Raw genomic sequence first — 24,742 nt, forward strand, 5'->3', positions numbered from 1 at the left:
TTGCCGCGTACTGGTTCATGATCCGGCCCCAGCGAACTCGAGGGCCAGGTCGAGGGCATCCTCGCCGTCGGGCGCAGCTGCGGCGCTCTCCGGCAGGATCGCGATCGGCACGGATGCCGCCGCAGCGCGTTCACGCAGTCGGTCGACACGCTCCGCGAGGTGCGCGCCGATGAGCAGCACGTCGGCCCCGGCGAGCGCCGCGTCCAGCGCGGACTCGCTCGTGGCCTTCGCCTCGACGGCGAGTCCGCGGGCCGCTGCGGCCGTGCGGATCCGGTGTGCCACGAACGTGCTCGACGCGCCGGCACCGCAGACGACGATGATTCGCACCCTGCACCTCCTCGCCCCGGCCGCTTCGCGGTCTCCGTTGATCGTGTCGGCCGCGGCGTGTGCCGCGATCACTGACGATTCTGCGCCCCAGCACGGCCGGCCTCCAGTAGATCCGCTTCCGCTCCCCCGGAAAATCCGCTGCAGGAGGCGCCCTCGGCCCGCCCCGGGTGGTTGACTGGCAGCACCGCTCGGCGCCGCGTGGCGCGGGCGCCGACCCCTGGAGCATTGCGTGTCCGAGAAGTGGGAGCGACTCGTCGAGGTCCTCGCTCGAGAGCACGACTGGACGACGGCCGGGGCGCTCGCCGACCGGCTCGGCGTCACGGCGCGCACGATCCGCAGCTACGTCGCGCAGGCGAACGCCGCCGGCGGCCCGGTGGTCGTGTCGGGTCCGCTCGGCTATCGGCTCGACCGCTCAGCTTGGGCTGCACGTGGCGCGCTCGCCCCGAGTGACGTCTCCCCCGCCGCTCGAACGGCTCGCGTCATCCGCTCGCTCATCGACGCCGACGACGGCATCGACGTGTTCGAGACGGCGGGCGACCTGCACGTGAGCGAGTCGACGATCGAGTCGGACCTCGGCCGCATCCGAACACGCCTCGACGGATCGGCCCTCAACCTCGTGCGGAGCGGGCCGCGGGTCTCGCTCACTGGGCCCGAGTCTGCGAGGCGACGGCTCCTCGGCGTGCTGTTCCGCGAGGAGTCCGCGCGCGGCATGCTCGAGCTCGATGAACTGCGCGCGACGTTCCCGCAATTGCCCGCATTCCGCGGCGCGCTCGTGGCGGGCCTCGCCGAGGCGGGGTTCGCGCCCAACGAGTACGGACTCAACGACGTGCTCCTGCACATCGCGATCGCCCTCGACCGCGTGGCTCGCGACCATCCGCTCGACGCCGACGACGCCGTGCCCGACCGCTCTGCTCGGGCCGATACCGACCCGGCTGCCGACGACCGCGGTCGCCTCATGCTCCTGCTCGACCGGCTCATCGCCGAGCACTTCGGCAGCTCGATCGGCGAGGCGGAGCTCGGCCACCTCGCTCGCCTCCTGCAGACGCGCGCGGCGACGCGAACGGCGTCAACACCGACGACGGATGCCCCGGCCCCGCCGCAGTCCGCCCGCGTCGGCCTCGTGCGGGCCATCGTCGCGCGGGCGGCCGCCGAGTACCTCATCGAGCTCGACGACGGGGACTTCGTCGAGCGCCTCGCACTGCACGTCGACAACCTCGTCGCGAGGGCCCAGGAACAGCGCTATTCCCGCAACCCCCTGACCACCACGATCAAGTCGGCGTATCCGCTCATCTACGACCTCGCCGTCTACATCGCGAGCGAGCTGCAGCGCACCGAGGGCATCGTCGTGAACGACGACGAGATCGCCTACATCGCCATGCACGTCGGAGCGAACCTCGACCGACGCAGGGCGGTCGACGAGCGGGTTCGGGCCGCCATCGTCGCGCCCGCCTACCACGACGTGCACACCGCCCTCGCGGCGCGCATCAGGGCAGCCTTCGGCGACGACCTCGAGCTCGTCTCGCTCATCGACCATGCCGACGTCGAGTGGGCGTCGCTGCCGGCGGAGCTCGTGATCTCAGTGGTCGAGCCGGCGGTGCCGGTCGAGCACCTCGTGCTGATCTCGCCGTTCCCGACCGAGGGTGACCTCGATCGCGTGCGCGGCGAGATCGGGCGCATCCGGCGGGCACGTCGGCGCGGCCGACTCGCGGCATCGCTCTCCCGGTACATCGCCCCGGAGCTGTTCGTGCGCGGGATGCGGGGCCTCGACCGCGAGGGCGTCATCCGGGCGCTCGGCAACCGCATGATCGCGGAGGACGTCATCGACCAGGCCTACGTCGACGGCGCCATCGAGCGGGAACGCATGTCGTCGACGGCGTTCACCGAGCAGCTCGCCGTGCCGCACGCGATGACCATGTCGGCCAAGCGCACCGCCATTGCGATCGCGATCGACGAGACGCCGCTCGACTGGGCGGGGGCTCGCGTGAACGTCGTCGCGCTCATCGCATTCTCCGAAGCGGGGCGGGCCGAGTTCCAGGACGTGTTCGACCAGTTCGTCGAGGCCTTCTCCGAGCGCGAGAACGTGCAGCGCCTCGTGTACGGCGCACAGGACTACCCCGGTCTGCTCGTCGAGCTCGCTCACCTCATGGAGCCCTGAGCCTCGTCGAAGTGGCTTAGGGAATCGGAACGGGACGCACGCCGTAGGGCTCAAGCCCTGCGGCGCCGCCGTCTTCGGCGGTGAGCACCCAGATCCCGGTGCCGTGCACCGCGACGGAATGCTCCCAGTGCGCGGCATCCGCGCCGTCGGCGGTCGTGACCGTCCACTCGTCGTCGCGCACGAACGTCTCGACGGCGCCCGCGACGATCATGGGCTCGATCGCGACGACGAGTCCGGGCTTCACGGGGATGCCGCGCCGGTCGACCCGGTAGTTGAAGACGGGAGGCTCCTCGTGCATCGAACGACCGATGCCGTGGCCGACGTAGTCGGTCAGGATGCCGTACTCCCCGCTCTCGCGCACGGAGTCCTCGATCGCGGCGCCCACTTCATTCAGGTGGGCGGCACCGGCGAGAGCGGCGATGCCCCGCCACAGGGCGCGCTCCGTGACCGCGGAGAGCTGCTCTCGTGCCGCGACCACCTGGGGCCTCGAAGGGTCGTCAAGCACGACAGTGAACGCCGAATCGCCGTTCCAGCCGTCGAGCTCGGCGCCGCCGTCGACCGAGACGATATCGCCGGGCCGGAACGGACGTTCGCCGGGGATGCCGTGCACGACGTCGTCGTCGACCGAGACGCACAGGGTGTGCCGGTAGCCGGGCACGAGCTGGAAGTTCGGCCGACCACCAAGACCGCGGATCACGCGCTCGGCGGCGGCGTCGAGCTCGAGCGGCGTCGCACCGGGTTGCAGCAGCCGCCTCGCCTCAGCGAGCGCCGCGGCCGTCGCGGCACCCGCCGCGCGCATGGCACGGAGTTCGACCGGCGACTTGTAGACGGAGCGCTTGAACACGAACGCGGCTCAGGCGCTCGCGGCCAGCGGCGTGAAGCCGCGGTCGGCGAGGGCGGCGAAAATGCGAGCAGTGACCTCATCGAGCGAGCCGACGCCGTCGATCTCGGCCACGATCCCGCGATCGCGATAGACGCCGAGGATCGGCGCCGTCTCGCGTTCGTAGATCGCGAGGCGATTGGCGATGATCTCCTCGGTGTCGTCGTTTCGGCCCTGTTCGACCGCGCGCTGGTGCAGCCGGCGCACGCTCTCGTCACGAGGGACGATCAGCTCGATGACCGCATCGAGGGACTCGCCGCGGGAGCGGAGGAACTCGTCGAGATCGTCGAGCTGGCCCTGATTGCGCGGGTACCCGTCGAGCAGGAAGCCCCTCGCGGCATCGGGCTGCGAGAGCCGATCGCGCACGAGCTCGGTCGTGAGCTCGTCGGGCACGAGGTCGCCCGCCTCGACGATCGACTTCACCTTCTCGCCGAGCTCGGTCCCGCCCGAGATGTTCGCACGGAACACGTCGCCCGTCGAAACCGAGGGGATCCCGAACGCCTGGGCGACGAGCACGCCCTGCGTGCCCTTGCCGGAGCCCTGCGGACCCACAATGAGGAATCGGGCCGAGGCGCCCGATGCCGTCATCGGAGGAGTCCTTCGTAGTGTCGCTGCTGGAGCTGGGCGTCGATCTGCTTCACGGTCTCGAGGCCGACACCCACGATGATCAGGATCGAGGCGCCGCCGAACGGGAAGTTCGCGTTCGCTCCCACGAAGGCCAGCGCGATCAGCGGGATGAGCGCGACGACACCAAGGTAGAGCGAGCCGGGCAGCGTGATGCGGGTGAGCACGTAGTCGAGGTACTCGGCCGTGGGACGGCCCGCGCGGATGCCGGGGATGAACCCGCCGTACTTCTTCATGTTCTCGGAGACCTCGTCGGGGTTGAACGTGATCGCGACGTAGAAGTACGTGAACCCGACGATGAGGAGGAAGTACAGGAGCATGTAGAACGGCTGGTCGCCCTGCGTGAGGTAGTTGGTGATCCACGTGACCCACGCCTGCGGCGTCTCGCCGGCGGCCGGCTGGTTGAACTGGGCGATGAGCGCCGGCAGGTACAACAGCGAGGAGGCGAAGATGACGGGCACGACACCGGCCATGTTGACCTTGATCGGGATGTACGTGTTGTTGCCGCCGTACGTGCGCCGGCCGACCATGCGTTTCGCATACTGCACCGGAATGCGCCGCTGGGACTGCTCGACGAAGACCACGGCGACCACGATCAGGAGTCCGATGGCGAGCACGAGGGCGAAGATCTCGAAGCCGCGCTGCTGCGCGATCGACCAGAGCGAACCGGGGAAGGTCGCGGCGATCGACGTGAAGATCAGCAGCGACATGCCGTTGCCGATGCCGCGCTCGGTGATGAGCTCGCCCATCCACATGATGAGCCCGGTTCCGGCGGTCATCGTGATGACCATGAGGAGGATCGCGTACCACGCATCGTTCGTGATGAGCTGCGTGCACTCGGTGGCGCCCTGCGGGAACAGTGCTCCGGAACGGGCGACCGTGATGAGGGTCGTCGACTGCAGCACGCCGAGCGCGATCGTGAGGTAGCGCGTGTACTGCGTGAGACGGCCCTGGCCGGCCTGGCCCTCTTTGTAGAGGGTCTCGAAGTGTGGGATCACCACGCGCAGCAGTTGCACGATGATCGATGCGGTGATGTACGGCATGATGCCGAGCGCGAAGATCGACAGCTGCAGCAGCGCGCCGCCCGAGAAGAGGTTGACGAGGTCGTAGAGACCTGCCGCGCCGTTCTGGTTGGCCGCGAGGCACGCCTGCACATTGCCGAAGTCCACGAAGGGCGCCGGAATGAAGGAACCGAGCCGGAACAGGGCGACGATGCCCAGCGTGAATCCGATCTTTCGGCGAAGATCCGGCGTGCGGAAGATCCGCCCGATGGCGTTGAACACTCGTCCTCCTGTTGCTCCGTCGTGGAGTCAGTCCATATGCGGCTCGAGCCTGTCGAGACCCCCGTGAATCATACGCGAGGTCCCGACAGGCTCGGGCAATCGGTGGTGCAGTCTTACTTGACCGAGCCGCCGGCGGCGACGATCTTCTGCTCTGCTGAGCCGGAGACCTTGTCGACCGCGACGTTCAGCTTCACCGCGATATCGCCGTTTCCGAGCACCTTGACGAGCTCGTTCTTGCGGACGGCGCCCTTCTCGACGAGATCGGCGACGGTGACGTCGCCACCCTTCGGGTAGAGCTCGGCGAGCTTCTGCAGGTTCACGACCTGGTACTCGACACGGAACGGGTTCTTGAAGCCGCGGAGCTTCGGCGCACGCATGTGGTACGGAAGCTGCCCGCCCTCGAAGCCGGGGCGGATGTTGCCGCGGGCCTTCGAGCCCTTGGTGCCACGACCGGCGGTCTTGCCCTTCGAACCCTCACCGCGACCGACGCGGGTCTTGTCCTTCTTGGCGCCGGGAGCCGGGCGGAGGTGGTGCACCTTCAGCACCTGCTCGCGCTTCTCCGCGACATCCGCCTTGGCAGCTGCCTTCTTCGCGGGGGCCTTCTTCGCGGGAGCCTTGTCGGCCTTCGCGTCGTCGGTCTTCGCGGCAGCAGCCTTGGCAGGTGCCTTCTTCGCGGGTGCCTTGTCGGCCTTGTCGGCGGTGGCCTTGGCCGGCGCCTTCTTGGCCGGGGCCTTCTTGGGGGCCACGGCGTCGACGTCGTTCTTCTCGTCAGCCATTAGTCAATCTCCTCAACCTTCACGAGGTGGGCGACGGTGTTCACGTAGCCGCGGTTCTGCGGGGTGTCCTCGCGAACGACCGACTGGCCGATTCGCTTGAGTCCGAGGCTGCGCAGTGTGTCGCGCTGGTACTGCTTCTCGCTCACCTTGGACTTGATCTGGGTCACCTTGAGCTGTGCCATCACGCACCTGCCTTCGCTGCTGCGGCCGCCTCGGCCGCCGCCGCCTCGGCACGGATCAGGCGCGCGGGGGCGACCTGGTCGTAGTCGAGACCACGACGTGCTGCGACTGCGCGCGGCTCTTCGAGCTGCGACAGTGCCGCGACCGTGGCGTGCACGATGTTGATCGTGTTCGACGAACCGAGCGACTTGCTCAGGACGTCGTGGATGCCGGCGCACTCGAGCACGGCACGCACCGGACCACCGGCGATGACGCCGGTACCGGGGCCGGCCGGACGGAGGAGCACGACACCGGCGGCTGCCTCACCCTGCACGGGGTGCGGGATGCTGCCACCGACGCGAGGTACGCGGAAGAAGTTCTTCTTCGCTTCCTCGACGCCCTTCGAGATCGCGGTCGGGACCTCGCGCGCCTTGCCGTAGCCGACGCCGACGAGACCGTTGCCATCGCCCACGACGACAAGCGCCGTGAAGCTGAAGCGACGGCCGCCCTTGACGACCTTCGACACTCGGTTGATGGTCACGACGCGCTCGAGGAACTGGCTCTTCTCGGCGTCACGGCCACCGCGGTCACGGCTCGGGCCGCGCTCGCGGCTGCCACGACGGGCCTCGCGCGGCTCGTTCTGGGGGACCTCGCTCGCGGCGGCGGTCTCCACGGGTGCCTCTGCCACTGCAGCCACCTCGTTCTCCTTCTTGTTGTCGGTCACAGGCTCAGCCCCGCCTCTCGCGCGCCATCAGCGATGGCTGCGACACGACCGGCGTACTTGTTGCCACCGCGGTCGAAGACGACCGCCTCGATGCCGGCCTCCTTCGCACGCTCGGCCACGAGTTCGCCGACCTTCTTGGCCTTGGCGGTCTTGTCACCGTCGAAGGTTCGGAGGTCTGCCTCCATGGTGGATGCGGACGCGAGGGTACGACCCACGGCGTCGTCGACGACCTGCACGAAGACGTGGCGGGCCGAACGCGTGACGACGAGGCGCGGACGCTGCTCGGTTCCGATGACCTTCTTGCGAAGGCGGGTGTGGCGGCGCGAACGCGCAGCCGTCTTGGTCTTCACAGCCATGATTACTTACCTGACTTTCCGGCCTTGCGACGCACGACCTCGCCGGCGTAGCGGATGCCCTTGCCCTTGTAGGGCTCGGGCTTCTTGATCTTGCGGATGTTCGCGGCGGTCTCGCCGACGGCCTGCTTGTCGATGCCGGCGACCGTGATCTTGTTGTTGCCTTCGACGGTCAGCGTGATGCCGGCCGGGGGCTCGACGACCACAGGGTGCGAGAAGCCGAGCGCGAACTCGACCGACGAACCCTTCTGGGCGACGCGGTATCCGGTGCCGACGATCTCGAGGCCCTTGGTGTAGCCCTGCGTGACGCCGATGATCTGGTTCGCGATGAGCGTGCGGGTGAGACCGTGCAGCGAGCGCGAGTTGCGCTCGTCGTCGGGCCGGGTGACGAGCACCTGGTTGTCCTCGATCTTCACCTCGATCGGGTTCGCGACGGTGAGCGCGAGCTCACCCTTGGGGCCCTTGACGGTGACGGCCAGGCCGTCGACCGTGACGTCGACACCCGCGGGGATGTCGATGGGAAGTCGTCCGATTCGTGACATGGAACTACCACACGTAGGCGAGGACTTCCCCACCCACGCCCTTCTTCTCGGCCTGACGGTCGGTGAGCAGACCGTTGGAGGTGGACAGGATCGCGACGCCGAGGCCGCCGAGCACCTTGGGCAGCTCGGTGGACTTCGCGTAGACGCGCAGGCCGGGCTTCGACACGCGCTTGATGCCGGCGATCGAACGCTCGCGGTTCGGGCCGAACTTCAGCTGCAGCGTGAGGGTCTTGCCGACGCGTGCGTCGGTGACCTCGAAGTCGGCGATGTAGCCCTCGTTCTTCAGGATCTCGGCGATGTGCGCCTTGAGCTTCGAGTTGGGCATCGCGACGGAGTCGTGGTGCGCGGAGTTCGCATTCCGCAAGCGGGTCAGCATGTCAGCGACCGGGTCGGTCATCGTCATGGGTATTTCCTATCGTTCACCAGGTTTCGACGCCCGTTCCACGGACGCCGACCTGTGGTGTGGCCGGGGCGGATGCCCCGGTCCGGTTCAGCTGGGGGTTTCGCTCGACCTGAAGGGGAACCCGAGCTGCTTGAGCAGCGCGCGGCCTTCTTCGTCGTTCTTGGCGGTGGTCACCACAGTGATGTCCATGCCGCGGACGCGGTCGATCTTGTCCTGGTCGATCTCGTGGAACACGGACTGCTCCGTGAGACCGAAGGTGTAGTTGCCGTTGCCGTCGAACTGCTTCTCCGACAGGCCGCGGAAGTCACGGATGCGCGGGAGCGCGAGCGAGAGCAGGCGGTCGAGGAACTCCCACATGCGGTCGCCGCGCAGCGTCACGTGCGCGCCGATCGGCTGGCCCTCGCGCAGCTTGAACTGCGCGATGGACTTGCGGGCCTTCGTGACCTGCGGCTTCTGGCCCGTGATCTTCGTGAGGTCGGCGATCGCGCCGTCGATGATCTTGCCGTCGCGGGCTGCCTCACCGACGCCCATGTTCACGACGATCTTCACGAGGCCCGGCACCTGGTGCACGTTGGTGTAGCCGTGCTCCTCGGTGAGAGCTTTCGAGATCTCGGTCCGGTACTTGGTCTTCAGTCGCGGCTGGATTTTGCCAGCCTGCGTTGCCGTATCGGTCATTACAGGTCCTTACCTGACTTCTTGGCGTAGCGGACGCGGACGGTCTTCTCGACGCCGTCCTTCGTCACGGTCTCGAGGCGGAAGCCGACGCGGGTCGGCTTCTTCGACTCGGGGTCCACGAGCGACACGTTCGAGACATGGATCGGCGCTTCGTGGGTCTCGATGCCACCCGTCTTCGAGCCGCGCTGCGTCTGGCCGACGCGAACGTGCTTCGTGACGAAGTTGACGCCCTCGACGACGACGCGGTTCTCGGCGACGATCACCTCGAGCACCTTGCCCTGCTTGCCGCGGTCTCCGCCGCGGGCCTGGCTGCGGCCCGAGATGACCTGCACGAGGTCACCCTTCTTGATGTTGGCCATGACTAGATAACCTCCGGTGCCAGCGAGATGATCTTCATGAACTTGCGGTCGCGAAGCTCGCGACCGACCGGTCCGAAGATGCGGGTGCCACGGGGGTCACCATCGTTCTTGAGGATCACCGCTGCGTTCTCGTCGAACTTGATGTAGGAGCCGTCCGAACGACGGGTCTCCTTGACGGTGCGGACGATGACGGCCTTGACCACATCGCCCTTCTTGACGTTGCCGCCGGGGATCGCGTCTTTGACGGTCGCGACGATGGTGTCGCCGAGACCGGCGTACCGACGCTTCGAGCCACCGAGGACGCGGATCGTGAGCAGTTCCTTGGCGCCGGTGTTATCGGCGACCTTGACTCGTGATTCCTGCTGAAGCACTTCTAACTCCTTCTCTCAAGCAAGCGCGAGGCTTACTTGGCCTTCTCGACGATCTCGACGAGGCGCCAGCGCTTGGTGGCGCTGAGGGGCCGGGTCTCGCTGATCACGACGAGGTCGCCGATGCCGGCGGTGTTCAGCTCGTCGTGTGCCTTCACCTTGGAGGAGCGGCGCATCACCTTGCCGTAGAGCGGGTGCTTCACGCGGTCTTCGACCTCGACGACGATGGTCTTGTCCATCTTGTCGCTGGTCACGTAGCCGCGGCGAACCTTGCGGTAGCCGCGGACGAGTTCGGCCGACTCGGCGACTTCGGCCTCGACAGCCTTCTTGGTCTCAGCCATGATCAGGCCTCCTTCGTCTCTGCGGCCTCGGCTGCGCCATCCGTGACCGGTACAGTCTCGGATGCCGTTGCCTTGGCCTTCTTCGTCTTCTTCTCGGCCTTGGCCGGAGCCTCGACCGGCGCGGGCGTGGCCCGGATGCCGAGTTCGCGCTCACGGATGACCGTGTAGATGCGGGCGATGTCTCGCTTGACCGCGCGGAGGCGGCCGTGGCTCTCGAGCTGACCGGTGGCCGACTGGAAGCGCAGGTTGAACAGCTCTTCCTTGGCCTTCTTCAGCTCATCGAGGAGTCGCTCGTCTTCAAACGTGTCGAGCTCGACCGGGGTGAGCTCCTTGGTTCCGACGGCCATTATGCGTCGCCCTCCTCGCGCTTGATGATGCGTGCCTTGAGGGGCAGCTTGTGGATTGCACGGGTCATGGCCTCACGAGCGAGTTCCTCGGAGACGCCCGAGACCTCGAAGAGGACCCGACCCGGCTTGACGTTGGCGACCCACCACTCGGGCGAACCCTTACCGGAACCCATGCGGGTCTCGGCGGGCTTCTTCGTGAGCGGACGGTCGGGGTAGATGTTGATCCACACCTTGCCGCCACGCTTGATGTGACGGGTCATCGCGATACGAGCGGACTCGATCTGACGGTTCGTCACGTACGCGGGGGTCAGGGCCTGGATGCCGAACTCACCGAAGGTGACCTTCGTGCCACCGGTCGCCTGGCCCGAACGGCCGGGGTGGTGCTGCTTGCGGTACTTGACTCGACGGGGAATCAACATGGTTATGCCTCAACTCCTGCTGCCACCGGCTCCTGCGCCTTGGGCGCACGGCGGGGACGGTCAGTGCGCTCGGGGCGCGACGACTTCTGGTTGGCCTGCTCGCGGGCAAGCTCCTTGTTGGTGATGTCGCCCTTGTAGATCCAGACCTTCACGCCGATGCGGCCGAAGGTGGTCTTCGCCTCGTAGAAGCCGTAGTCGATGTTCGCGCGGAGGGTGTGCAGGGGCACACGGCCTTCGCGGTAGAACTCCGAACGGCTCATCTCGGCGCCGCCGAGGCGGCCGGAGACCTGGATGCGGACACCCTTGGCACCGGCGCGCTGGGCACCCTGCAGGCCCTTGCGCATCGCGCGGCGGAAGGCCACGCGGGCGGAGAGCTGCTCGGCGATGCCCTGGGCGACGAGCTGGGCGTCGGCCTCGGGGTTCTTCACCTCGAGGATGTTGAGCTGGATCTGCTTGCCGCTGAGCTTCTCGAGGTCGGAGCGGATACGCTCCGCCTCGGCGCCGCGGCGGCCGATCACGATGCCGGGACGCGCCGTGTGGATGTCCACGCGGACACGGTCACGGGTGCGCTCGATCTCGATGCGCGAGACTCCCGCGCGGTCGAGCGACGTCTGCAGCAGACGACGGATCTTGATGTCCTCTGCCAGGTAGTCGGAGTAGCGCTGACCGGGCTTCGTCGAGTCGGAGAACCACCGCGACACATGGTCGGTGGTGATGCCGAGACGGAAGCCGTACGGGTTTACCTTCTGACCCATTACTTCGTACCCTCCTCGGGCGTGGCGAGCACAACCGTGATGTGGCTGGTGCGCTTGTTGATGCGGAACGCACGACCCTGCGCGCGCGGCTGGAATCGCTTGAGGGTGGTGCCCTCATCGACGAATGCGCGGCTGATGTACAGGTCCTGCTCGTCCAGGTAGGTGTTCGAGGCATCGGCCTTGACGCGAGCATTCGCGATGGCCGAGGCGACGAGCTTGTACACCGGCTCGCTCGCACCCTGGGGTGCGAACTTCAGGATGGCCAAGGCCTCCTGAGCCTGCTTGCCGCGGATCAGGTTGACGACGCGACGAGCCTTCTGGGGGGTGACGCGGATGTGTCGCACGCGTGCGATCGACTCCACCATTTCTTCTCCTCCTTCACGTCACCGCGTCAGCGGCGACGGCCCTTCTTGTCGTCCTTCACGTGTCCACGGAAGGTGCGGGTGGGGGCGAACTCGCCGAGCTTGTGGCCCACCATGGTCTCGGTGACGAACACCGGGATGTGCTTGCGACCGTCGTGTACGGCGATCGTGTGACCCAGCATCGCCGGGATGATCATCGATCGACGTGACCAGGTCTTGATGACGTTCTTGGAACCGGCTTCGTTCTGCGTAACGACCTTGCGAAGCAGGTGGTCGTCGACGAAGGGGCCCTTCTTGAGACTGCGCGGCATCTTCTTCTACTCCTACTTGCGCTTCTTGCCGACGGTGCGACGACGGACGATGAGCTTGTCGCTCTCCTTGTTGGGGCGACGGGTGCGTCCCTCGGACTGGCCCCAAGGGCTGACCGGGTGGCGACCACCGGAGGTCTTGCCCTCACCACCACCGTGCGGGTGGTCGACGGGGTTCATTGCGACACCGCGGACGGTCGGGCGGACGCCCTTCCAGCGCTTGCGGCCGGCCTTGCCCCAGTTGATGTTCGACTGCTCGGCGTTGCCGACCTCGCCGACGGTCGCGCGGCAGCGCGCGTCGACGTTGCGGATCTCGCCCGAGGGCAGACGCAGCTGGGCGTAGGGGCCGTCCTTCGCCACGAGGCGAACGGAGGCACCGGCCGAGCGGGCCATCTTGGCACCGCCGCCGGGGCGGAGCTCGATCGCATGGATCACGGTACCGGTGGGGATGTTGCGCAGCGGGAGGTTGTTGCCCGGCTTGATGTCGGCGCCGGGGCCCGACTCGATCGCGTCGCCCTGCTGGAGCTTGTTCGGCGCGAGGATGTAGCGCTTCGTGCCGTCCACGAAGTGGATGAGCGCGATGCGAGCGGTGCGGTTGGGGTCGTACTCGATGTGAGCGACCTTGGCCGGCACGCCGTCCTTGTCGTTGCGACGGAAGTCGATCACGCGGTACTGGCGCTTGTGGCCACCACCGATGTGACGCGTCGTGATGCGGCCCTGGTTGTTGCGGCCACCGGTCTTCGACAGCGGGCGGAGCAGCGACTTCTCAGGCGTCGAGCGGGTGATCTCTGCGAAGTCCGCAACCGACGAACCGCGACGACCCGGAGTCGTGGGCTTGTACTTACGAATAGCCATAGTGTGTTTCCTCTGCTCCCTAGCCGACAGCCGTGAAGATGTCGATCGAGCCGGACTTGAGGGTGACGATCGCGCGCTTGGTGTCCTTGCGCTTGCCCATGCCGAAGCGGGTGCGGCGGGTCTTGCCCTGACGGTTCAAGGTGTTGATCGACGCCACCTGGACGTTGAAGATCTTCTCGATGGCGAGCTTGATCTCGGTCTTGTTCGAGCGCGGGTCCACGATGAACGTGTACTTGCCCTCGTCGATCAGGCCGTAGCTCTTCTCCGAGACGACCGGCGCGATGACGATGTCACGCGGGTCCTTGTTGTGCGCGGCGCTCATGCCGAGACCTCTTCCTTCTTCGCCTTCGAGGCGATGAACGCCTCGAGTGCAGCCGTGCTGAAGACGATGTCGTCGGAGACGAGCACGTCGTAGGCGTTCAGCTGGTCGACGCGCAGCGAGTGCACGGTCGGGATGTTGCGAACGGCCCGCTCGCTGAGCTCTTCGCCGCGGGCGACCACGACGAGGAAGCGCTTGGCCGGCGCGATCGCACCGAGGAGCGCGATGGCGTCCTTCGTCTTCGGGGCCTCGCTCGCCGCGAACGTCTCGACGACGTGGATGCGGCCGCCGCGTGCGCGGTCGGAGAGCGAGCCGAGGAGCGCCGCAGCGATCATCTTCTTGGGGGTGCGCTGCGAGTAGTCACGCGGCTGCGGGCCGTGGACGATGCCACCGCCGGTCATCTGCGGTGCGCGGATCGAACCCTGGCGGGCGCGACCGGTGCCCTTCTGCTTGAAGGGCTTGCGACCGGCGCCGGAGACCTCGCCGCGGGTCTTCGTCTTGTGCGTGCCCTGGCGGGCGGCAGCGAGCTGCGCGACGACGACCTGGTGGATGAGCGGGACGTTGGTCTGCACGTCGAAGAGCTCGGCGGGCAGCTCGACGGTGCCGGACTTCTTGCCGGTCACGTCGAGAACGTCGAGGGTGTTGACAGTAGCCATGGAACTACGCCCCCTTCACTGCGTTGCGGACGAAAACGAGACGGCCGCGAGCACCGGGAACCGCGCCCTTGACGAGCAGCAGGCCCTTCTCGGCGTCGACGGCGTGCACGCGGAGGTTCAGCACGGTGACGCGCTCGCCACCCATGCGACCGGCCATGCGCATGCCCTTGAAGACACGGCTGGGGGTCGACGAAGCACCGATCGAGCCGGGCTTGCGGTGGTTGCGGTGCGAACCGTGCGAAGCGGAGACGCCCTTGAAGTTGTGGCGCTTCATGACACCCGCGAAGCCCTTGCCCTTGCTCGTGCCGACGACGTCGACGAGCTGGCCGGCTTCGAAGGTGGCGTCGACCGTGAGCTCCTGGCCGAGCTCGTACGTCGCGGCATCCGCGGTACGAACCTCGGCGAGGTGACGGCGAGGCGTGACGCCTGCCTCACGGAAGTGGCCGGCGGCCGGCTTGGTGACCTTGCGGGGGTCGATGGCGCCGGCGGCGATCTGAATGGCGTCGTAGCCGTCCTTCTCGGGCGTGCGCAGCTGCGTCACGACGTTCGGCGCGATCTCGATGACGGTGACGGGGACGAGCTGGTTGTTCTCATCCCACACCTGGGTCATGCCCAGCTTGGTGCCGAGCAGTCCCTTCACGTTCTTGGTAGCGGTGGACATCAGTTACCTCAGAGCTTGATCTCGATGTTGACGTCGGCCGGGAGGTCGAGACGCATGAGCGAGTCGACGGCCTTGGGCGTCGGGTCCACGATGTCGATGAGACGCTTGTGGGTGCGCATCTCGAAGTGCTCGCGGCTGTCCTTGTACTTGTGGGGCGAACGGATGACGCACACCACGTTCTTCTCGGTGGGAAGCGGCACGGGGCCGACGACCGTGGCGCCCGCGCGGGTCACCGTGTCGACGATCTTTCGCGCCGAGGTGTCGATGACCTCGTGGTCATACGACTTCAGTCGAATGCGGATCTTTTGTCCCGCCATCTGCTGACTCTCTCTCTGTCAAGGCGTCGTACCCCTTCCAAGGCATTGGACGCCACGTAGCTACTCCGTGTGAAGCACCACTGTTCTGCTGTCAAAGGCCGGTGATCGAGCCTGTCGAAACCACCTGGACGTGGTGGTCTCGACACGCTCGACCTTCGTGCCCCCTCGCCGACCCCTGCACTCAGGCATTTCGCCCGGGCGCAGACATACCAGTGCCTTTGCAGGCAAAGGCCCATATCTTGTGGTTGTCGGCTCAGTTGTGTTCTGCTACCCGCGGCCTAGCCTGACCCCTTTTGCTCCGTGGAGCCGGGTGACTATGCACTGCCTGGCAGTGATCCGATCGGCGCGCACTCGGGCACGCGTTCGAAATGTTGAACTCAACGAGTTTGCCACAGTCCGGCCCTTCATGCAACCCGGGCGTGTCGCGCCGCCGCGGTTCCCAGCCGGAGCCCGGGCGAGCGGATGCCTCAGCCCCGCGCAGCACGTGATGGAATCGAAGTGCACACCGCCGACGGGAGGCCACATGCCTGAACACGCGCACCGGGTCAGCGCGCACATCGGACCGGGCAGCGTCTCCGTGACGCGCACCGGAACCCGCACCTACGAGGGGATGAACGAACGCGGTTCGACCGTGCGCATCGGCCCCGTCGACGCGGAAGGGCACTTCACGCCGGGCGAACTGCTGAAGCTCGCACTCGTCGGTTGTGCGGGCATGAGCTCCGACCGGGTCGCCGCCCGGCGTCTCGGCGATGACTACGCGATCACGATCTGGGCGCACGGGACATCTGATCCCAAGGAGAACCGCTATCTCCGCATCGACGAAGAGCTCCTCGTCGACCTGTCGGGTCTGGCCGAGTCGGAACGAAGCACGCTCATCGACATCATGTCGAAGGCGATCGAACGCGGATGCACCGTGGCTCGCAGCGTGCACGACAGCATCGACCTCGAGACCACCATCGACGGCACCCGGCCTGAGCGCGGGCGCCGGCGCTCGTGATCACCTGGATCCGTGGTGGGTCGTCACCGAGCTCGCGGCGACCTGCGGCGCCGCGAACCCTGTGACGAGGAGCAGTGCCGCCGCGACCCCGAGGCCGCTGAGGATGACCGCCGGCCGCCGCAACGGGGCATCCGTCGTTCCGATCCGGAAGGGGTCCTCGATCCACCGCTTCGACAACCCCGCGATCGCGAGGCTCAGCCCCACGAGGAGCACCATGAGCCATGGCGGGCTCGGCACGCCGGTGACGTACGGCACGAACATGAACACGGGCCAGTGCCAGAGGTAGAGCGAGTACGACACGTCGCCGACCCACTGCACGGGCGCCAACCCGGTGAGGCGCGCCGTGGACCACGAGGTCAGCGGCATCCCGGCCCAGATGACGGCGAGCGTACCGGCGACGGGGATCACCGCGACCCAGCCCGGGAAGACCGTCACGCCGGTGAACGTGACGATCGGCACGACGATGAGCGCAATGCCCAACCAGGAGATGACGGTGCGCAGCCGCTCGCGCCCCACCGGCGCTGCAGCGAGGGCCAGCAGTCCGCCGATGCCGAACTCCCAGCCGCGGGCGATCGTCGAGAAGTAGGCGAGGTTGTGGTCGGCTGCCGTCAGGGCGACGCCGTAGGCGAATGAGGCGATGGTGACCACTACGAGCGCGACGGCGGCGACGGTTCGCACGCTCGCTCCGCGTACACGGGCGAACCACAGGGAGCCCACCACGAGGAATGGCCAGACGAGGTAGAACTGCTCCTCCACCGAGAGCGACCAGAAGTGCTGCACGGGCGTTGAGCGCAGGTCGTCGCGTGCGGGGTTCTGCGAGTCGGCCGCGAGCTGCCAGTTCTCGACGTAGAGCGTGCTCGTCACGATCTCGCGGAAGAACCCCGACCATTCGCGCTGCGGCACGAACAGGAGCGTGAGCACCGACACAGCGAGCAGCGTCGCGACCGCGGCGGGCAGGATGCGTCGGGCGCGACGCTCGTAGAACCGCTTGAGCGAGATCCGGCGCGCCGATCCGGCGTCGCGCAGCAGGAGGCCCGTGATGAGGAAGCCCGACACGACGAAGAACACGTCGACGCCCATGTAGCCCGCCGGTGCCACCGCCGGCCACCCGTGATGGAGCACCACGGCACAAACGGCAACGGCCCGGAGAGCTTGAATCTCGGGCCGTACTGTCGATCGGGGCAACTCGGGCGGTGAAGCCATCCGGTTCAGCGTAACCCGATCGGGGGGTACGGCGCCAACTGTGGATGGTGTAGGCGTAACACGCCACGCTGCGCCCCGCTCCCCGTGGGCGAAGGAGCCGGACGACAAAGGAGCCGGTCGACGACGAAGGGGCCGGGCCCGAAGGCCCGACCCCTGTCGGTGTGCTCGAGGCAAGCCGCGCGGACGCGGCCTCCCTGGTGAGCGGTGTTACTTGATGATCTTCGTGACCGTACCGGCGCCGACGGTGCGACCACCCTCACGGATGGCGAAGCCGAGGCCCTCCTCCATGGCGATCGGCTGGATGAGCTCGACCGTCATGTCGGTGGTGTCGCCGGGCATGACCATCTCGGTGCCCTCGGGCAGCGTGATGACGCCGGTGACGTCGGTGGTGCGGAAGTAGAACTGCGGACGGTAGTTCGCGTAGAACGGGTTGTGACGACCGCCCTCCTCCTTGGAGAGGATGTACGCGGTGCCCTCGAAGTTCGTGTGCGGGGTGACCGAACCGGGAGCGACGACGACCTGGCCACGCTCAACGTCTTCACGCTTGGTGCCGCGGAGGAGGAGGCCGCAGTTCTCGCCGGCCCATGCCTCGTCGAGCTGCTTGTGGAACATCTCGATGCCGGTGACCGTGGTCTTCTGCGTCGGGCGGATGCCGACGATCTCGACCTCGGAGTTGATCTTCAGCGTGCCACGCTCGGCGCGGCCCGTGACGACGGTTCCACGACCGGTGATCGTGAAGACGTCTTCGATCGGCATGAGGAAGGGCTTGTCCTTGTCGCGCACCGGGTCGGGGATCGACTCGTCGACGGCGTCCATGAGGTCGAGGACCGACTGGGTCCACTTCTCGTCGCCCTCGAGGGCCTTGAGGCCGGAGACGCGGACAACCGGAGCGTTGTCGCCATCGAAGCCCTGGCTCGAGAGCAGCTCGCGGACCTCGAGCTCGACGAGCTCGAGGATCTCCTCGTCGTCGACCATGTCGGACTTGTTGAGCGCGACGAGCAGGTAGGGCACGCCGACCTGCTTGGCGAGCAGCACGTGCTCACGCGTCTGGGCCATCGGGCCGTCGGTCGCCGCGACCACGAGGATCGCGCCGTCCATCTGCGCTGCGCCGGTGATCATGTTCTTGATGTAGTCGGCGTGACCCGGGGCGTCGACGTGCGCGTAGTGGCGCTTCGGCGTCTCGTACTCGACGTGCGAGATGTTGATCGTGATGCCGCGCTGACGCTCTTCGGGAGCGGAGTCGATCGACGCGAAGTCGCGCTTCACGTTGGTGGCCGACGGGAACTTGTCAGCGAGCACCTTCGAGATCGCCGCGGTGAGCGTCGTCTTGCCGTGGTCAACGTGACCGATCGTTCCGATGTTGACGTGCGGCTTGGTCCGCTCGAACTTGGCCTTAGCCACTGTGGGTCCTCCTCAGGACTCGTGTAGGAACCCCGGGCGCTGGATTGCGACCGGTGTGCTACGGGGTTTCGTTGATATGTTACGCGAACCGGTTGGCTCGTGCGTCGGAGGCTTATTCGCCCTTGTTCTTCTGGACGATCTCGTCGGCGACAGCCTTCGGGACCTCCGCGTAGCTCTCGAACTCCATCGAGTACACCGCGCGGCCCGAGGTCTTCGACCGCAGGTCGCCGATGTAACCGAACATCTCCGAGAGCGGGACGTGCGCACGCACGACCTTGACGCCGGCGGCATCCTCCATTGACTGGATCTGACCGCGACGCGAGTTCAGGTCGCCGATGACGTCACCCATGTATTCCTCAGGGGTGCGCACCTCGACGGCCATGAGCGGCTCGAGCAGAACCGGGTTCGCCTTGCGAGCGGCTTCCTTGAAGCCCATCGATCCGGCGATCTTGAACGCCATCTCCGAGGAGTCGACGTCGTGTGCAGCGCCGTCGAGCAAGCTCGCCTTGACGCCGACCATCGGGTAGCCGGCCAGGATGCCGTACTGCATGGCGTCCCGGAACCCGGCGTCGACCGACGGAATGTACTCGCGCGGCACGCGACCACCCGTGACCTTGTTCTCGAACTCGTACGACTTCTCGGTCGTGACCTCGAGCGGCTCGATCGCGAACTGGATCTTCGCGAACTGGCCGGAACCACCGGTCTGCTTCTTGTGGGTGTAGTCGTGCTTCTCGACCGCGCGCTTGATCGTCTCGCGGTAGGCCACCTGGGGCTTGCCCACGTTGGCCTCGACCTTGAACTCGCGCTTCATGCGGTCGACGAGGATGTCGAGGTGCAGCTCGCCCATGCCCTTGATGACCGTCTGACCGGTCTCCTGGTTCTGCTCGGTGCGGAAGGTGGGGTCCTCCTCGGCGAGCTTCTGGATCGCCGTGCCGAGCTTCTCCTGGTCGGCCTTGGTCTTCGGCTCGATGGCGACCTCGATCACGGGGTCGGGGAACGTCATCGACTCGAGCACGACCTGGTTGTCGGGGTCGCAGAGCGTGTCGCCGGTCGTCGTGTCCTTCAGACCGATGACGGCGTAGATGTTGCCCGCGGTGACCGAGTCGACCGGGTTCTCCTTGTTGGCGTGCATCTGGAAGATCTTGCCGATGCGCTCCTTGCGGCCCTTAGTCGAGTTGATGACCTGGGCACCCGAGTCGAGGTGACCCGAGTAGACGCGCACGTAGGTGAGGCGACCGAAGAAGGGGTGCACCGCGACCTTGAACGCGAGCGCCGAGAACGGCTCCTGCGCGTCGGCGTGACGGAGGATGACCTTCTCCTCGTCGCGCGGGTCGTGGGCCTCGATGGCCGGCACGTCGAGCGGCGACGGAAGGAAGTCGATCACGGCGTCGAGCATCGGCTGCACGCCGCGGTTCTTGAACGCCGAGCCGCACAGCACGGGGTAGATCTCGGAGTTGATCGTGAGCTTGCGCACCGCTGCCTTGATCTCCGCGACGGTGAGCTCCTCGCCGCCGAAGAACTTCTCGAGCAGCACGTCGTCGGTCTCGGCGACGGTCTCGAGGAGCATCTGACGGTACTCGTCGGCCTTGTCCTTGAGGTCGGCCGGGATCTCCTCGATGGCGTACTTCGCACCCATCTGCACGTCGCCCTTGGCGTCTCCACGCCACGTGAGCGCGCGCATCTCGATGAGGTCGATGACGCCCTCGAAGTTCGACTCGGAGCCGATCGGGAGCTGGAGCACGAGCGGCTTCGCGCCGAGGCGCTTGATGATCGTCTCGACCGTGAAGTAGAAGTCGGCGCCGAGCTTGTCCATCTTGTTGACGAAGCAGATGCGCGGGACGTTGTACTTGTCGGCCTGGCGCCAGACGGTCTCGGACTGGGGCTCGACGCCCTCCTTGCCGTCGAAGACGGCGACGGCACCGTCGAGCACGCGAAGCGAGCGCTCGACCTCGACCGTGAAGTCGACGTGGCCGGGGGTGTCGATGATGTTGATCTGGTTCTTGTTCCAGAAGCAGGTCACGGCGGCAGACGTGATCGTGATGCCGCGCTCCTTCTCCTGTTCCATCCAGTCGGTCGTCGAGGCGCCGTCGTGGGTCTCGCCGATCTTGTGGTTGACGCCCGTGTAGAACAGGATGCGCTCAGTGGTGGTGGTCTTGCCGGCATCGATGTGCGCCATGATGCCGATGTTGCGGACCTTGCTCAGGTCGGTGAGCACGTCTTGTGCCACGGGGGTTCCTCCGGGAGGTTCAGGAACGGAAGGGGTGGGGTGAACGGATGCCGCGGGCTGTGGGCCGCGGCATCCGCTCTGCCATTACCAGCGGTAGTGGGCGAAGGCGCGGTTCGACTCGGCCATCTTGTGAGTGTCTTCACGACGCTTCACCGCGGCGCCGAGGCCGTTCGAAGCATCGAGGATCTCGTTGGTGAGGCGCTCGGTCATGGTCTTCTCGCGACGAGCCTTGGCGTAGCTGGTGAGCCAGCGGAGGGCCAGGGTATTGGCGCGGTGAGGCTTGACCTCGACGGGGACCTGGTAGGTCGAGCCGCCGACGCGGCGCGAACGCACCTCGAGGGTGGGGCGCACGTTGTCGAGCGCCTTCTTGAGGGTGGCGACGGCGTCTTGGCCGTTCTTCTCGGCGACGTTCTCGAGCGCGTCGTAGACGATGCGCTGCGCGAGGTCCTTCTTGCCGTCGATGAGGATCTTGTTGACGAGCTGGCTGACGACGGGCGAACCGTAGACCGGGTCGGCGACGACGGGGCGCTTCGGAGCGGGTCCCTTGCGAGGCATTACTTCTTCTCCATCTTCGCGCCGTAGCGGCTACGGGCCTGCTTGCGGTTCTTCACGGCCTGCGTGTCGAGCGCGCCGCGGATGATCTTGTAGCGCACGCCGGGGAGGTCTTTCACTCGGCCGCCGCGCACGAGCACCATCGAGTGCTCCTGGAGGTTGTGGCCCTCGCCGGGGATGTAGGCGGTGACCTCGGTGCCGTTCGAGAGCTTCACACGGGCGACCTTGCGGAGCGCCGAGTTGGGCTTCTTCGGGGTGGTGGTGTACACACGCGTGCACACGCCGCGCTGCTGGGGGTTGGCCTTCAGGGCGGGAGCCTTGGTCTTGGTGACCTTCGGCGAGCGACCCTTGCGGACCAACTGCTGAATGGTTGGCACTGCTTCTCCTTGTTATTGCTGCACGGTGACAGCGTGATGAATTTCACATCATGACCCACCGGCACTGCAGAGCTGCAGCGCCTGTGAGATGGTGGGTATGCCGTGGGGGCCCGCCCATTGGGCGGCCCTTGCAGTGTGCGACTTGTGCGAACCTAGCGTGCCGCCATGGGCACGGTTCAAGCGCGCGTCAACGCGCACACCCGGTCAATAGTAGTCGGCGGGTGTCATCCGGTCAAATGACGACGGATGCCGCGAGCGGCCGGCGCCGCCCCCGCGAACCTGCCCGGCTCAGCCGGGCCATCCCGGCGCGTCGAGCTCCCGATCGAGGTCGGCGAGGAGCTCCTCCACTTGCGGCTCCACGAACTCCACGACGGCCTCGCCGATGCGGTGACGGTGCTGCGCGAGCTCGACGCAGATGCGACGCCCGAGCTGCTTCGCGAAGTCGTCGGCGAGGCGGACCTCCTCGCGGAGGGCTTCCTTCTCCTCGAGGGTGAAGGGGCGGGGCGGGGGCTCGTTCGTCGCCGCCGCGACATCCGCCTCGAGTCCGGTCAGGGTGAAGAGGAACGGCTGGTCGGGCACCGGCTCGGGATCGAGGTCGAGTCCGAGGAACTCGGGGTCGAGCCCCTCCCCCGCGCGATACGGCCGGCGCGCCTTGCGCTCCTCGGCGAGACGGATCTCGCGGTGCAGCATCGGCAGGTTGCGCGCCGTGTAGTCGTCGACGGCCGCGTCGACGATGGCCTTCATGCGCATCGAGAACGCGTGCTGCACGGGATGCGGCACGTCGACGTCGAGTCCGGCCGCGGCGAGGATGGGCGAGCCGAAGCACCTCGTGCAGAGCCGCACGCGGGCGCGGTGGGTGCCCGGCCGCCACCGCGGCAGCCAGGCGAGCCAGCGGTCGACCTCGTGGCTGACGCGCGCCTCGACGGAACCCTCCACGCGTTCACGATACTGCCCGAGGCATCCGGGCACCTCGATCGTCGTTCTGCTGGCGCGCCGTGAGCCGGGAGTCACTCCTCCTCGTCGCGCTCCCACGGCCAGCGAGGGCGGCGCGCTCCACCCGATTGCGCTTGCGCCACAAGGGAGGCGAGCCATGCCACGAGCGCCGCGCAGGCCGGAATCAACAGCCCGAAGAGGCTCACGCCGAAGGCGAGCCCGAAGATGAGGCTCGCGAGGACGGTGCTCGTCGCGATGGCGTAGCCGACGATCGCCACCACGACGGTGGCGAGCCACGTCCAGAGCGCTGCGAGGAGCACGGTCGTGAGCACCGCGAACGGCGCCCGCAGCCCCCGCGCCAGGTACAGGAGGAGCACAGCGACGGATGCCCCGACCGCGGCCGGCCCGACGAACGGGCCCGCGGCGCCGCTCGGGATCACCTCGGCGTCGGTGAGCAGGCTCCCGAACCCGTAGGCGCACACGACAAGCGCGAGATAGAGGGCCGCGGCGAACGCGGCCACGACCCAGGCGCGGCGGCGGGATTCCTCCATGCTCCGACCCTACGCTCGCCGACGGTGCGACCGTCGGCGGGTGTCCACAGCCCGAGCATCGATCCGTCGAGCCGACGTCGATAGGGTCGAAGCATCCGTTCACACGAAAGGCTTGCATTGCGCCCCACCGACGGCACTCTGGCCCAGCTCCCCGAGGAGTTCTCCCACTCTCGTTCGACCACGCGCACGCTCGTGTACTCGGTCCTCGCCGTGGCCGCGCTCGTGGCGCTCGTGCTCTCGCTCGTGAACTTCGAGGCCATTCGCGACGATGCAGCCGAGATGACCGGTCGTCGTGCCGGTCTCCGCGGCATCATCGCACCCGTCGTCGTCATCGCCTGCGCGTTCTTCGCGCTGCTGTTCGCCCTGCTCGCCGTGCGCGGGTCGCACGTCTGGCGACGGGTCGCCACCGGCACGGTGCTGTCTCGGCGGGAGTTCCGGATCGACTGCACCGCCGACGTCGCCGCGCAGTGGCACTCGGCATTCGCCAGCGGCGACCCGGCGAACTACCTGCCGATCGGCAGCCACAAGAAGGGCGAGACCTGGGTTCGGATCTACCTCGCGAACGACGATCGGATCGCGTTCGTCACCGTGCAGCACGGCACCGGATCGGCGCGGCGCACGTGGCCCCTCATCACGCTGCGGGACAGCGCCTACGTGCAGCTGAAGCGCCTCGGCGCCGCCGACTTCGGTAAGCCTTCCAGCCTCGGAGCCAAGGGCACCCTCGACCCATTCCTGCGCGGCTGAGCATGGAGATCGAGCCGACGGGCCCCGCCCGCTTCGACGTGCCGCTCGACGTCGCAAAGGTGCAGACGGCCGGCCGCTACAACTCCGGCTTCATCGTCGTGGGCGTCGTCCTTCTCGCCGGATCCCTGGCCGGCCTCTGGGCGATGCTCGCGACGGGGTTCGGCTCGTGGTTCACCGTCATCCTCGTCGGCCTGTTCGCGGTCGCCTCTCTCGGACTCATCGTGACGAGCGCGCTGCGCCGACGGATGCTCCTCCTCCTCGTCGGCCGATCGGCCTCCGCCTGCACGATCACCGACGACGGCATCACGCTCGCCGGCGCGCCCGAGATCCGCTGGAGCGACCTCGAATTCGTCGCGGTGCTGAACGACCGCCCGCGCACCAATCGCCTGCGATCGGTGCCGGTGTTCGGCTGGTTCGGGCGGCTCGCCCTGAAGGCCGGAAACGGCACGATCCTCTGCGAACTCGCGGTGCGCGACGGCGAGGCGCTGCAGCGGCGGTTCGCAGATCCGGCCGCGGCCCGTCGAGTCACCCTCTTCGGGCGGTGGCCCGACGGCACCCGTCGTGGCGTGCTCCCCCTGCTTCTCGATGCAGTCCTCTCCGAGGCATCGACGCAAGACGTGGTGCGGGCGGTCTTCGACGCGGCATCCGCTCATCACGTTCCGGTCGTGCTGCACGAGTCGACCTTCGAGCACTACAAATGGAAGGCGCCGCTGCTCGACCCGAAGTGGCCGACCACGACGACCGGCGACGGGTAGCGGTGCCCATCTCATGCACGCCCGCACGTCGATA

The 24,742-nt window shown here is 67.3% G+C and carries 35 protein-coding genes; 4 read left to right on the plus strand and 31 right to left on the minus strand.

Annotated features, from left to right (window positions below; genetic code table 11):
- Positions 1–15 precede the first annotated feature (15 nt).
- Entirely contained in the window at positions 16–327 is a 312-nt protein-coding gene (locus tag QFZ29_RS12920) for a PTS sugar transporter subunit IIB (protein ID WP_306894478.1), read from the minus strand.
- A gap of 229 nt (positions 328–556) precedes the next feature.
- On the opposite strand from QFZ29_RS12920, the gene QFZ29_RS12925 reads away from it, so the two are divergent.
- A complete protein-coding gene (locus QFZ29_RS12925; RefSeq protein WP_306894479.1) occupies positions 557–2,482 on the plus strand; it encodes a BglG family transcription antiterminator in 1,926 nt (641 codons plus the stop codon).
- A gap of 16 nt (positions 2,483–2,498) precedes the next feature.
- Here QFZ29_RS12925 and map read toward each other — a convergent pair whose 3' ends face one another.
- The 23 genes from map to rpsJ all read right to left on the minus strand — a co-directional run bounded on the left by map (position 2,499) and on the right by rpsJ (position 14,968).
- Positions 2,499–3,326 carry a type I methionyl aminopeptidase gene (gene map, locus QFZ29_RS12930; RefSeq protein ID WP_306894480.1) on the minus strand — a complete coding sequence of 276 codons (828 nt, stop codon included), beginning with the start codon at positions 3,324–3,326 and terminating at the stop codon, positions 2,499–2,501.
- A 9-nt stretch (positions 3,327–3,335) separates the two neighbouring features.
- Complete coding sequence (locus QFZ29_RS12935; RefSeq protein WP_306894481.1) at positions 3,336–3,950, minus strand: adenylate kinase; 615 nt, start codon at positions 3,948–3,950, stop codon at positions 3,336–3,338.
- Positions 3,947–5,269 carry a preprotein translocase subunit SecY gene (gene secY, locus QFZ29_RS12940; protein WP_129520974.1) on the minus strand — a complete coding sequence of 441 codons (1,323 nt, stop codon included), beginning with the start codon at positions 5,267–5,269 and terminating at the stop codon, positions 3,947–3,949. The genes QFZ29_RS12935 and secY overlap by 4 nt, the downstream gene beginning before the upstream one ends.
- Positions 5,270–5,382: 113 nt before the next feature.
- Positions 5,383–6,045, minus strand: a complete 663-nt coding sequence (rplO, locus tag QFZ29_RS12945) for a 50S ribosomal protein L15 (RefSeq protein WP_306894482.1) — start codon at positions 6,043–6,045, stop codon at positions 5,383–5,385.
- A complete protein-coding gene (rpmD, locus tag QFZ29_RS12950) occupies positions 6,045–6,227 on the minus strand; it encodes a 50S ribosomal protein L30 (protein ID WP_206737291.1) in 183 nt (60 codons plus the stop codon). Before rpmD ends, rplO begins: the two co-directional genes overlap by 1 nt.
- On the minus strand, positions 6,227–6,928 hold the full coding sequence (gene rpsE / locus QFZ29_RS12955) for a 30S ribosomal protein S5 (protein WP_129520971.1): 702 nt from the start codon (positions 6,926–6,928) through the stop codon (positions 6,227–6,229). The genes rpmD and rpsE overlap by 1 nt, the downstream gene beginning before the upstream one ends.
- Positions 6,925–7,284 (minus strand): 50S ribosomal protein L18, encoded by a 360-nt coding sequence (gene rplR, locus QFZ29_RS12960; protein WP_129520970.1) that lies wholly within the window; start codon positions 7,282–7,284, stop codon positions 6,925–6,927. Before rplR ends, rpsE begins: the two co-directional genes overlap by 4 nt.
- 2 nt (positions 7,285–7,286) lie before the next feature.
- Positions 7,287–7,823 carry a 50S ribosomal protein L6 gene (gene rplF / locus QFZ29_RS12965; RefSeq protein WP_129520969.1) on the minus strand — a complete coding sequence of 179 codons (537 nt, stop codon included), beginning with the start codon at positions 7,821–7,823 and terminating at the stop codon, positions 7,287–7,289.
- A 4-nt stretch (positions 7,824–7,827) separates the two neighbouring features.
- On the minus strand, positions 7,828–8,226 hold the full coding sequence (gene rpsH, locus QFZ29_RS12970) for a 30S ribosomal protein S8 (protein ID WP_129520968.1): 399 nt from the start codon (positions 8,224–8,226) through the stop codon (positions 7,828–7,830).
- Positions 8,227–8,313: 87 nt separating this feature from the next.
- Complete coding sequence (rplE, locus tag QFZ29_RS12975) at positions 8,314–8,901, minus strand: 50S ribosomal protein L5 (RefSeq protein ID WP_129520967.1); 588 nt, start codon at positions 8,899–8,901, stop codon at positions 8,314–8,316.
- Positions 8,901–9,260: a 50S ribosomal protein L24 gene (rplX, locus tag QFZ29_RS12980; RefSeq protein WP_306894483.1), complete on the minus strand. Its 360-nt coding sequence runs from the start codon at positions 9,258–9,260 to the stop codon at positions 8,901–8,903. The genes rplE and rplX overlap by 1 nt, the downstream gene beginning before the upstream one ends.
- Before the next feature lie 2 nt (positions 9,261–9,262).
- Positions 9,263–9,631, minus strand: a complete 369-nt coding sequence (gene rplN, locus QFZ29_RS12985) for a 50S ribosomal protein L14 (RefSeq protein WP_129520965.1) — start codon at positions 9,629–9,631, stop codon at positions 9,263–9,265.
- Positions 9,632–9,663: 32 nt separating this feature from the next.
- Positions 9,664–9,969, minus strand: coding sequence for a 30S ribosomal protein S17 (gene rpsQ / locus QFZ29_RS12990; RefSeq protein ID WP_129520964.1), 306 nt, complete (start codon positions 9,967–9,969; stop codon positions 9,664–9,666).
- 2 nt (positions 9,970–9,971) lie between these two features.
- On the minus strand, positions 9,972–10,316 hold the full coding sequence (rpmC, locus tag QFZ29_RS12995) for a 50S ribosomal protein L29 (protein WP_306894484.1): 345 nt from the start codon (positions 10,314–10,316) through the stop codon (positions 9,972–9,974).
- Positions 10,316–10,735: a 50S ribosomal protein L16 gene (gene rplP, locus QFZ29_RS13000; protein ID WP_122937453.1), complete on the minus strand. Its 420-nt coding sequence runs from the start codon at positions 10,733–10,735 to the stop codon at positions 10,316–10,318. Before rplP ends, rpmC begins: the two co-directional genes overlap by 1 nt.
- Positions 10,736–10,737: 2 nt before the next feature.
- Positions 10,738–11,490, minus strand: coding sequence for a 30S ribosomal protein S3 (rpsC, locus tag QFZ29_RS13005; RefSeq protein ID WP_129520962.1), 753 nt, complete (start codon positions 11,488–11,490; stop codon positions 10,738–10,740).
- Entirely contained in the window at positions 11,490–11,855 is a 366-nt protein-coding gene (gene rplV / locus QFZ29_RS13010; protein WP_129520961.1) for a 50S ribosomal protein L22, read from the minus strand. Before rplV ends, rpsC begins: the two co-directional genes overlap by 1 nt.
- 26 nt (positions 11,856–11,881) lie before the next feature.
- A complete protein-coding gene (gene rpsS / locus QFZ29_RS13015) occupies positions 11,882–12,163 on the minus strand; it encodes a 30S ribosomal protein S19 (RefSeq protein WP_056734934.1) in 282 nt (93 codons plus the stop codon).
- A gap of 12 nt (positions 12,164–12,175) precedes the next feature.
- Positions 12,176–13,015, minus strand: coding sequence for a 50S ribosomal protein L2 (gene rplB, locus QFZ29_RS13020; protein WP_214868938.1), 840 nt, complete (start codon positions 13,013–13,015; stop codon positions 12,176–12,178).
- A 19-nt stretch (positions 13,016–13,034) separates the two neighbouring features.
- Positions 13,035–13,337, minus strand: a complete 303-nt coding sequence (gene rplW, locus QFZ29_RS13025; protein WP_129520959.1) for a 50S ribosomal protein L23 — start codon at positions 13,335–13,337, stop codon at positions 13,035–13,037.
- Positions 13,334–13,990 (minus strand): 50S ribosomal protein L4, encoded by a 657-nt coding sequence (gene rplD, locus QFZ29_RS13030; RefSeq protein ID WP_129520958.1) that lies wholly within the window; start codon positions 13,988–13,990, stop codon positions 13,334–13,336. The genes rplW and rplD overlap by 4 nt, the downstream gene beginning before the upstream one ends.
- Before the next feature lie 4 nt (positions 13,991–13,994).
- Positions 13,995–14,651, minus strand: a complete 657-nt coding sequence (gene rplC, locus QFZ29_RS13035) for a 50S ribosomal protein L3 (RefSeq protein WP_306894485.1) — start codon at positions 14,649–14,651, stop codon at positions 13,995–13,997.
- An 8-nt stretch (positions 14,652–14,659) separates the two neighbouring features.
- Positions 14,660–14,968: a 30S ribosomal protein S10 gene (gene rpsJ, locus QFZ29_RS13040; protein ID WP_017201594.1), complete on the minus strand. Its 309-nt coding sequence runs from the start codon at positions 14,966–14,968 to the stop codon at positions 14,660–14,662.
- A gap of 523 nt (positions 14,969–15,491) precedes the next feature.
- Between rpsJ and QFZ29_RS13045 the strand changes: the two genes are divergently transcribed.
- Positions 15,492–15,965, plus strand: coding sequence for an OsmC family protein (locus QFZ29_RS13045; protein WP_306894486.1), 474 nt, complete (start codon positions 15,492–15,494; stop codon positions 15,963–15,965).
- On the opposite strand, the gene QFZ29_RS13050 is transcribed toward QFZ29_RS13045, so the two are convergent.
- The 7 genes from QFZ29_RS13050 to QFZ29_RS13080 all read right to left on the minus strand — a co-directional run bounded on the left by QFZ29_RS13050 (position 15,966) and on the right by QFZ29_RS13080 (position 23,209).
- Entirely contained in the window at positions 15,966–17,168 is a 1,203-nt protein-coding gene (locus QFZ29_RS13050; RefSeq protein ID WP_306894487.1) for an acyltransferase family protein, read from the minus strand.
- Between the two features lie 207 nt (positions 17,169–17,375).
- A complete protein-coding gene (gene tuf, locus QFZ29_RS13055; RefSeq protein ID WP_129520954.1) occupies positions 17,376–18,569 on the minus strand; it encodes an elongation factor Tu in 1,194 nt (397 codons plus the stop codon).
- A 112-nt stretch (positions 18,570–18,681) separates the two neighbouring features.
- Positions 18,682–20,796 carry an elongation factor G gene (gene fusA / locus QFZ29_RS13060; RefSeq protein ID WP_129520953.1) on the minus strand — a complete coding sequence of 705 codons (2,115 nt, stop codon included), beginning with the start codon at positions 20,794–20,796 and terminating at the stop codon, positions 18,682–18,684.
- Positions 20,797–20,880: 84 nt separating this feature from the next.
- Positions 20,881–21,351 (minus strand): 30S ribosomal protein S7, encoded by a 471-nt coding sequence (gene rpsG / locus QFZ29_RS13065; RefSeq protein WP_129520952.1) that lies wholly within the window; start codon positions 21,349–21,351, stop codon positions 20,881–20,883.
- Complete coding sequence (gene rpsL / locus QFZ29_RS13070; RefSeq protein WP_022889720.1) at positions 21,351–21,725, minus strand: 30S ribosomal protein S12; 375 nt, start codon at positions 21,723–21,725, stop codon at positions 21,351–21,353. The genes rpsG and rpsL overlap by 1 nt, the downstream gene beginning before the upstream one ends.
- 288 nt (positions 21,726–22,013) lie before the next feature.
- Complete coding sequence (locus QFZ29_RS13075; RefSeq protein WP_306894488.1) at positions 22,014–22,661, minus strand: spermidine/putrescine ABC transporter substrate-binding protein; 648 nt, start codon at positions 22,659–22,661, stop codon at positions 22,014–22,016.
- 71 nt (positions 22,662–22,732) lie between these two features.
- Complete coding sequence (locus QFZ29_RS13080; protein ID WP_306894489.1) at positions 22,733–23,209, minus strand: DUF6121 family protein; 477 nt, start codon at positions 23,207–23,209, stop codon at positions 22,733–22,735.
- Between the two features lie 117 nt (positions 23,210–23,326).
- Between QFZ29_RS13080 and QFZ29_RS13085 the strand changes: the two genes are divergently transcribed.
- Together QFZ29_RS13085 and QFZ29_RS13090 are read left to right on the plus strand one after the other, a co-directional pair.
- A complete protein-coding gene (locus tag QFZ29_RS13085; protein ID WP_306894490.1) occupies positions 23,327–23,953 on the plus strand; it encodes a hypothetical protein in 627 nt (208 codons plus the stop codon).
- Between the two features lie 2 nt (positions 23,954–23,955).
- Positions 23,956–24,708 carry a hypothetical protein gene (locus tag QFZ29_RS13090; protein WP_306894491.1) on the plus strand — a complete coding sequence of 251 codons (753 nt, stop codon included), beginning with the start codon at positions 23,956–23,958 and terminating at the stop codon, positions 24,706–24,708.
- Positions 24,709–24,742 lie beyond the last annotated feature (34 nt).

The sequence above is a fragment of the Agromyces albus genome, assembly GCF_030815405.1.
Classification (GTDB): domain Bacteria; phylum Actinomycetota; class Actinomycetes; order Actinomycetales; family Microbacteriaceae; genus Agromyces; species Agromyces albus_A.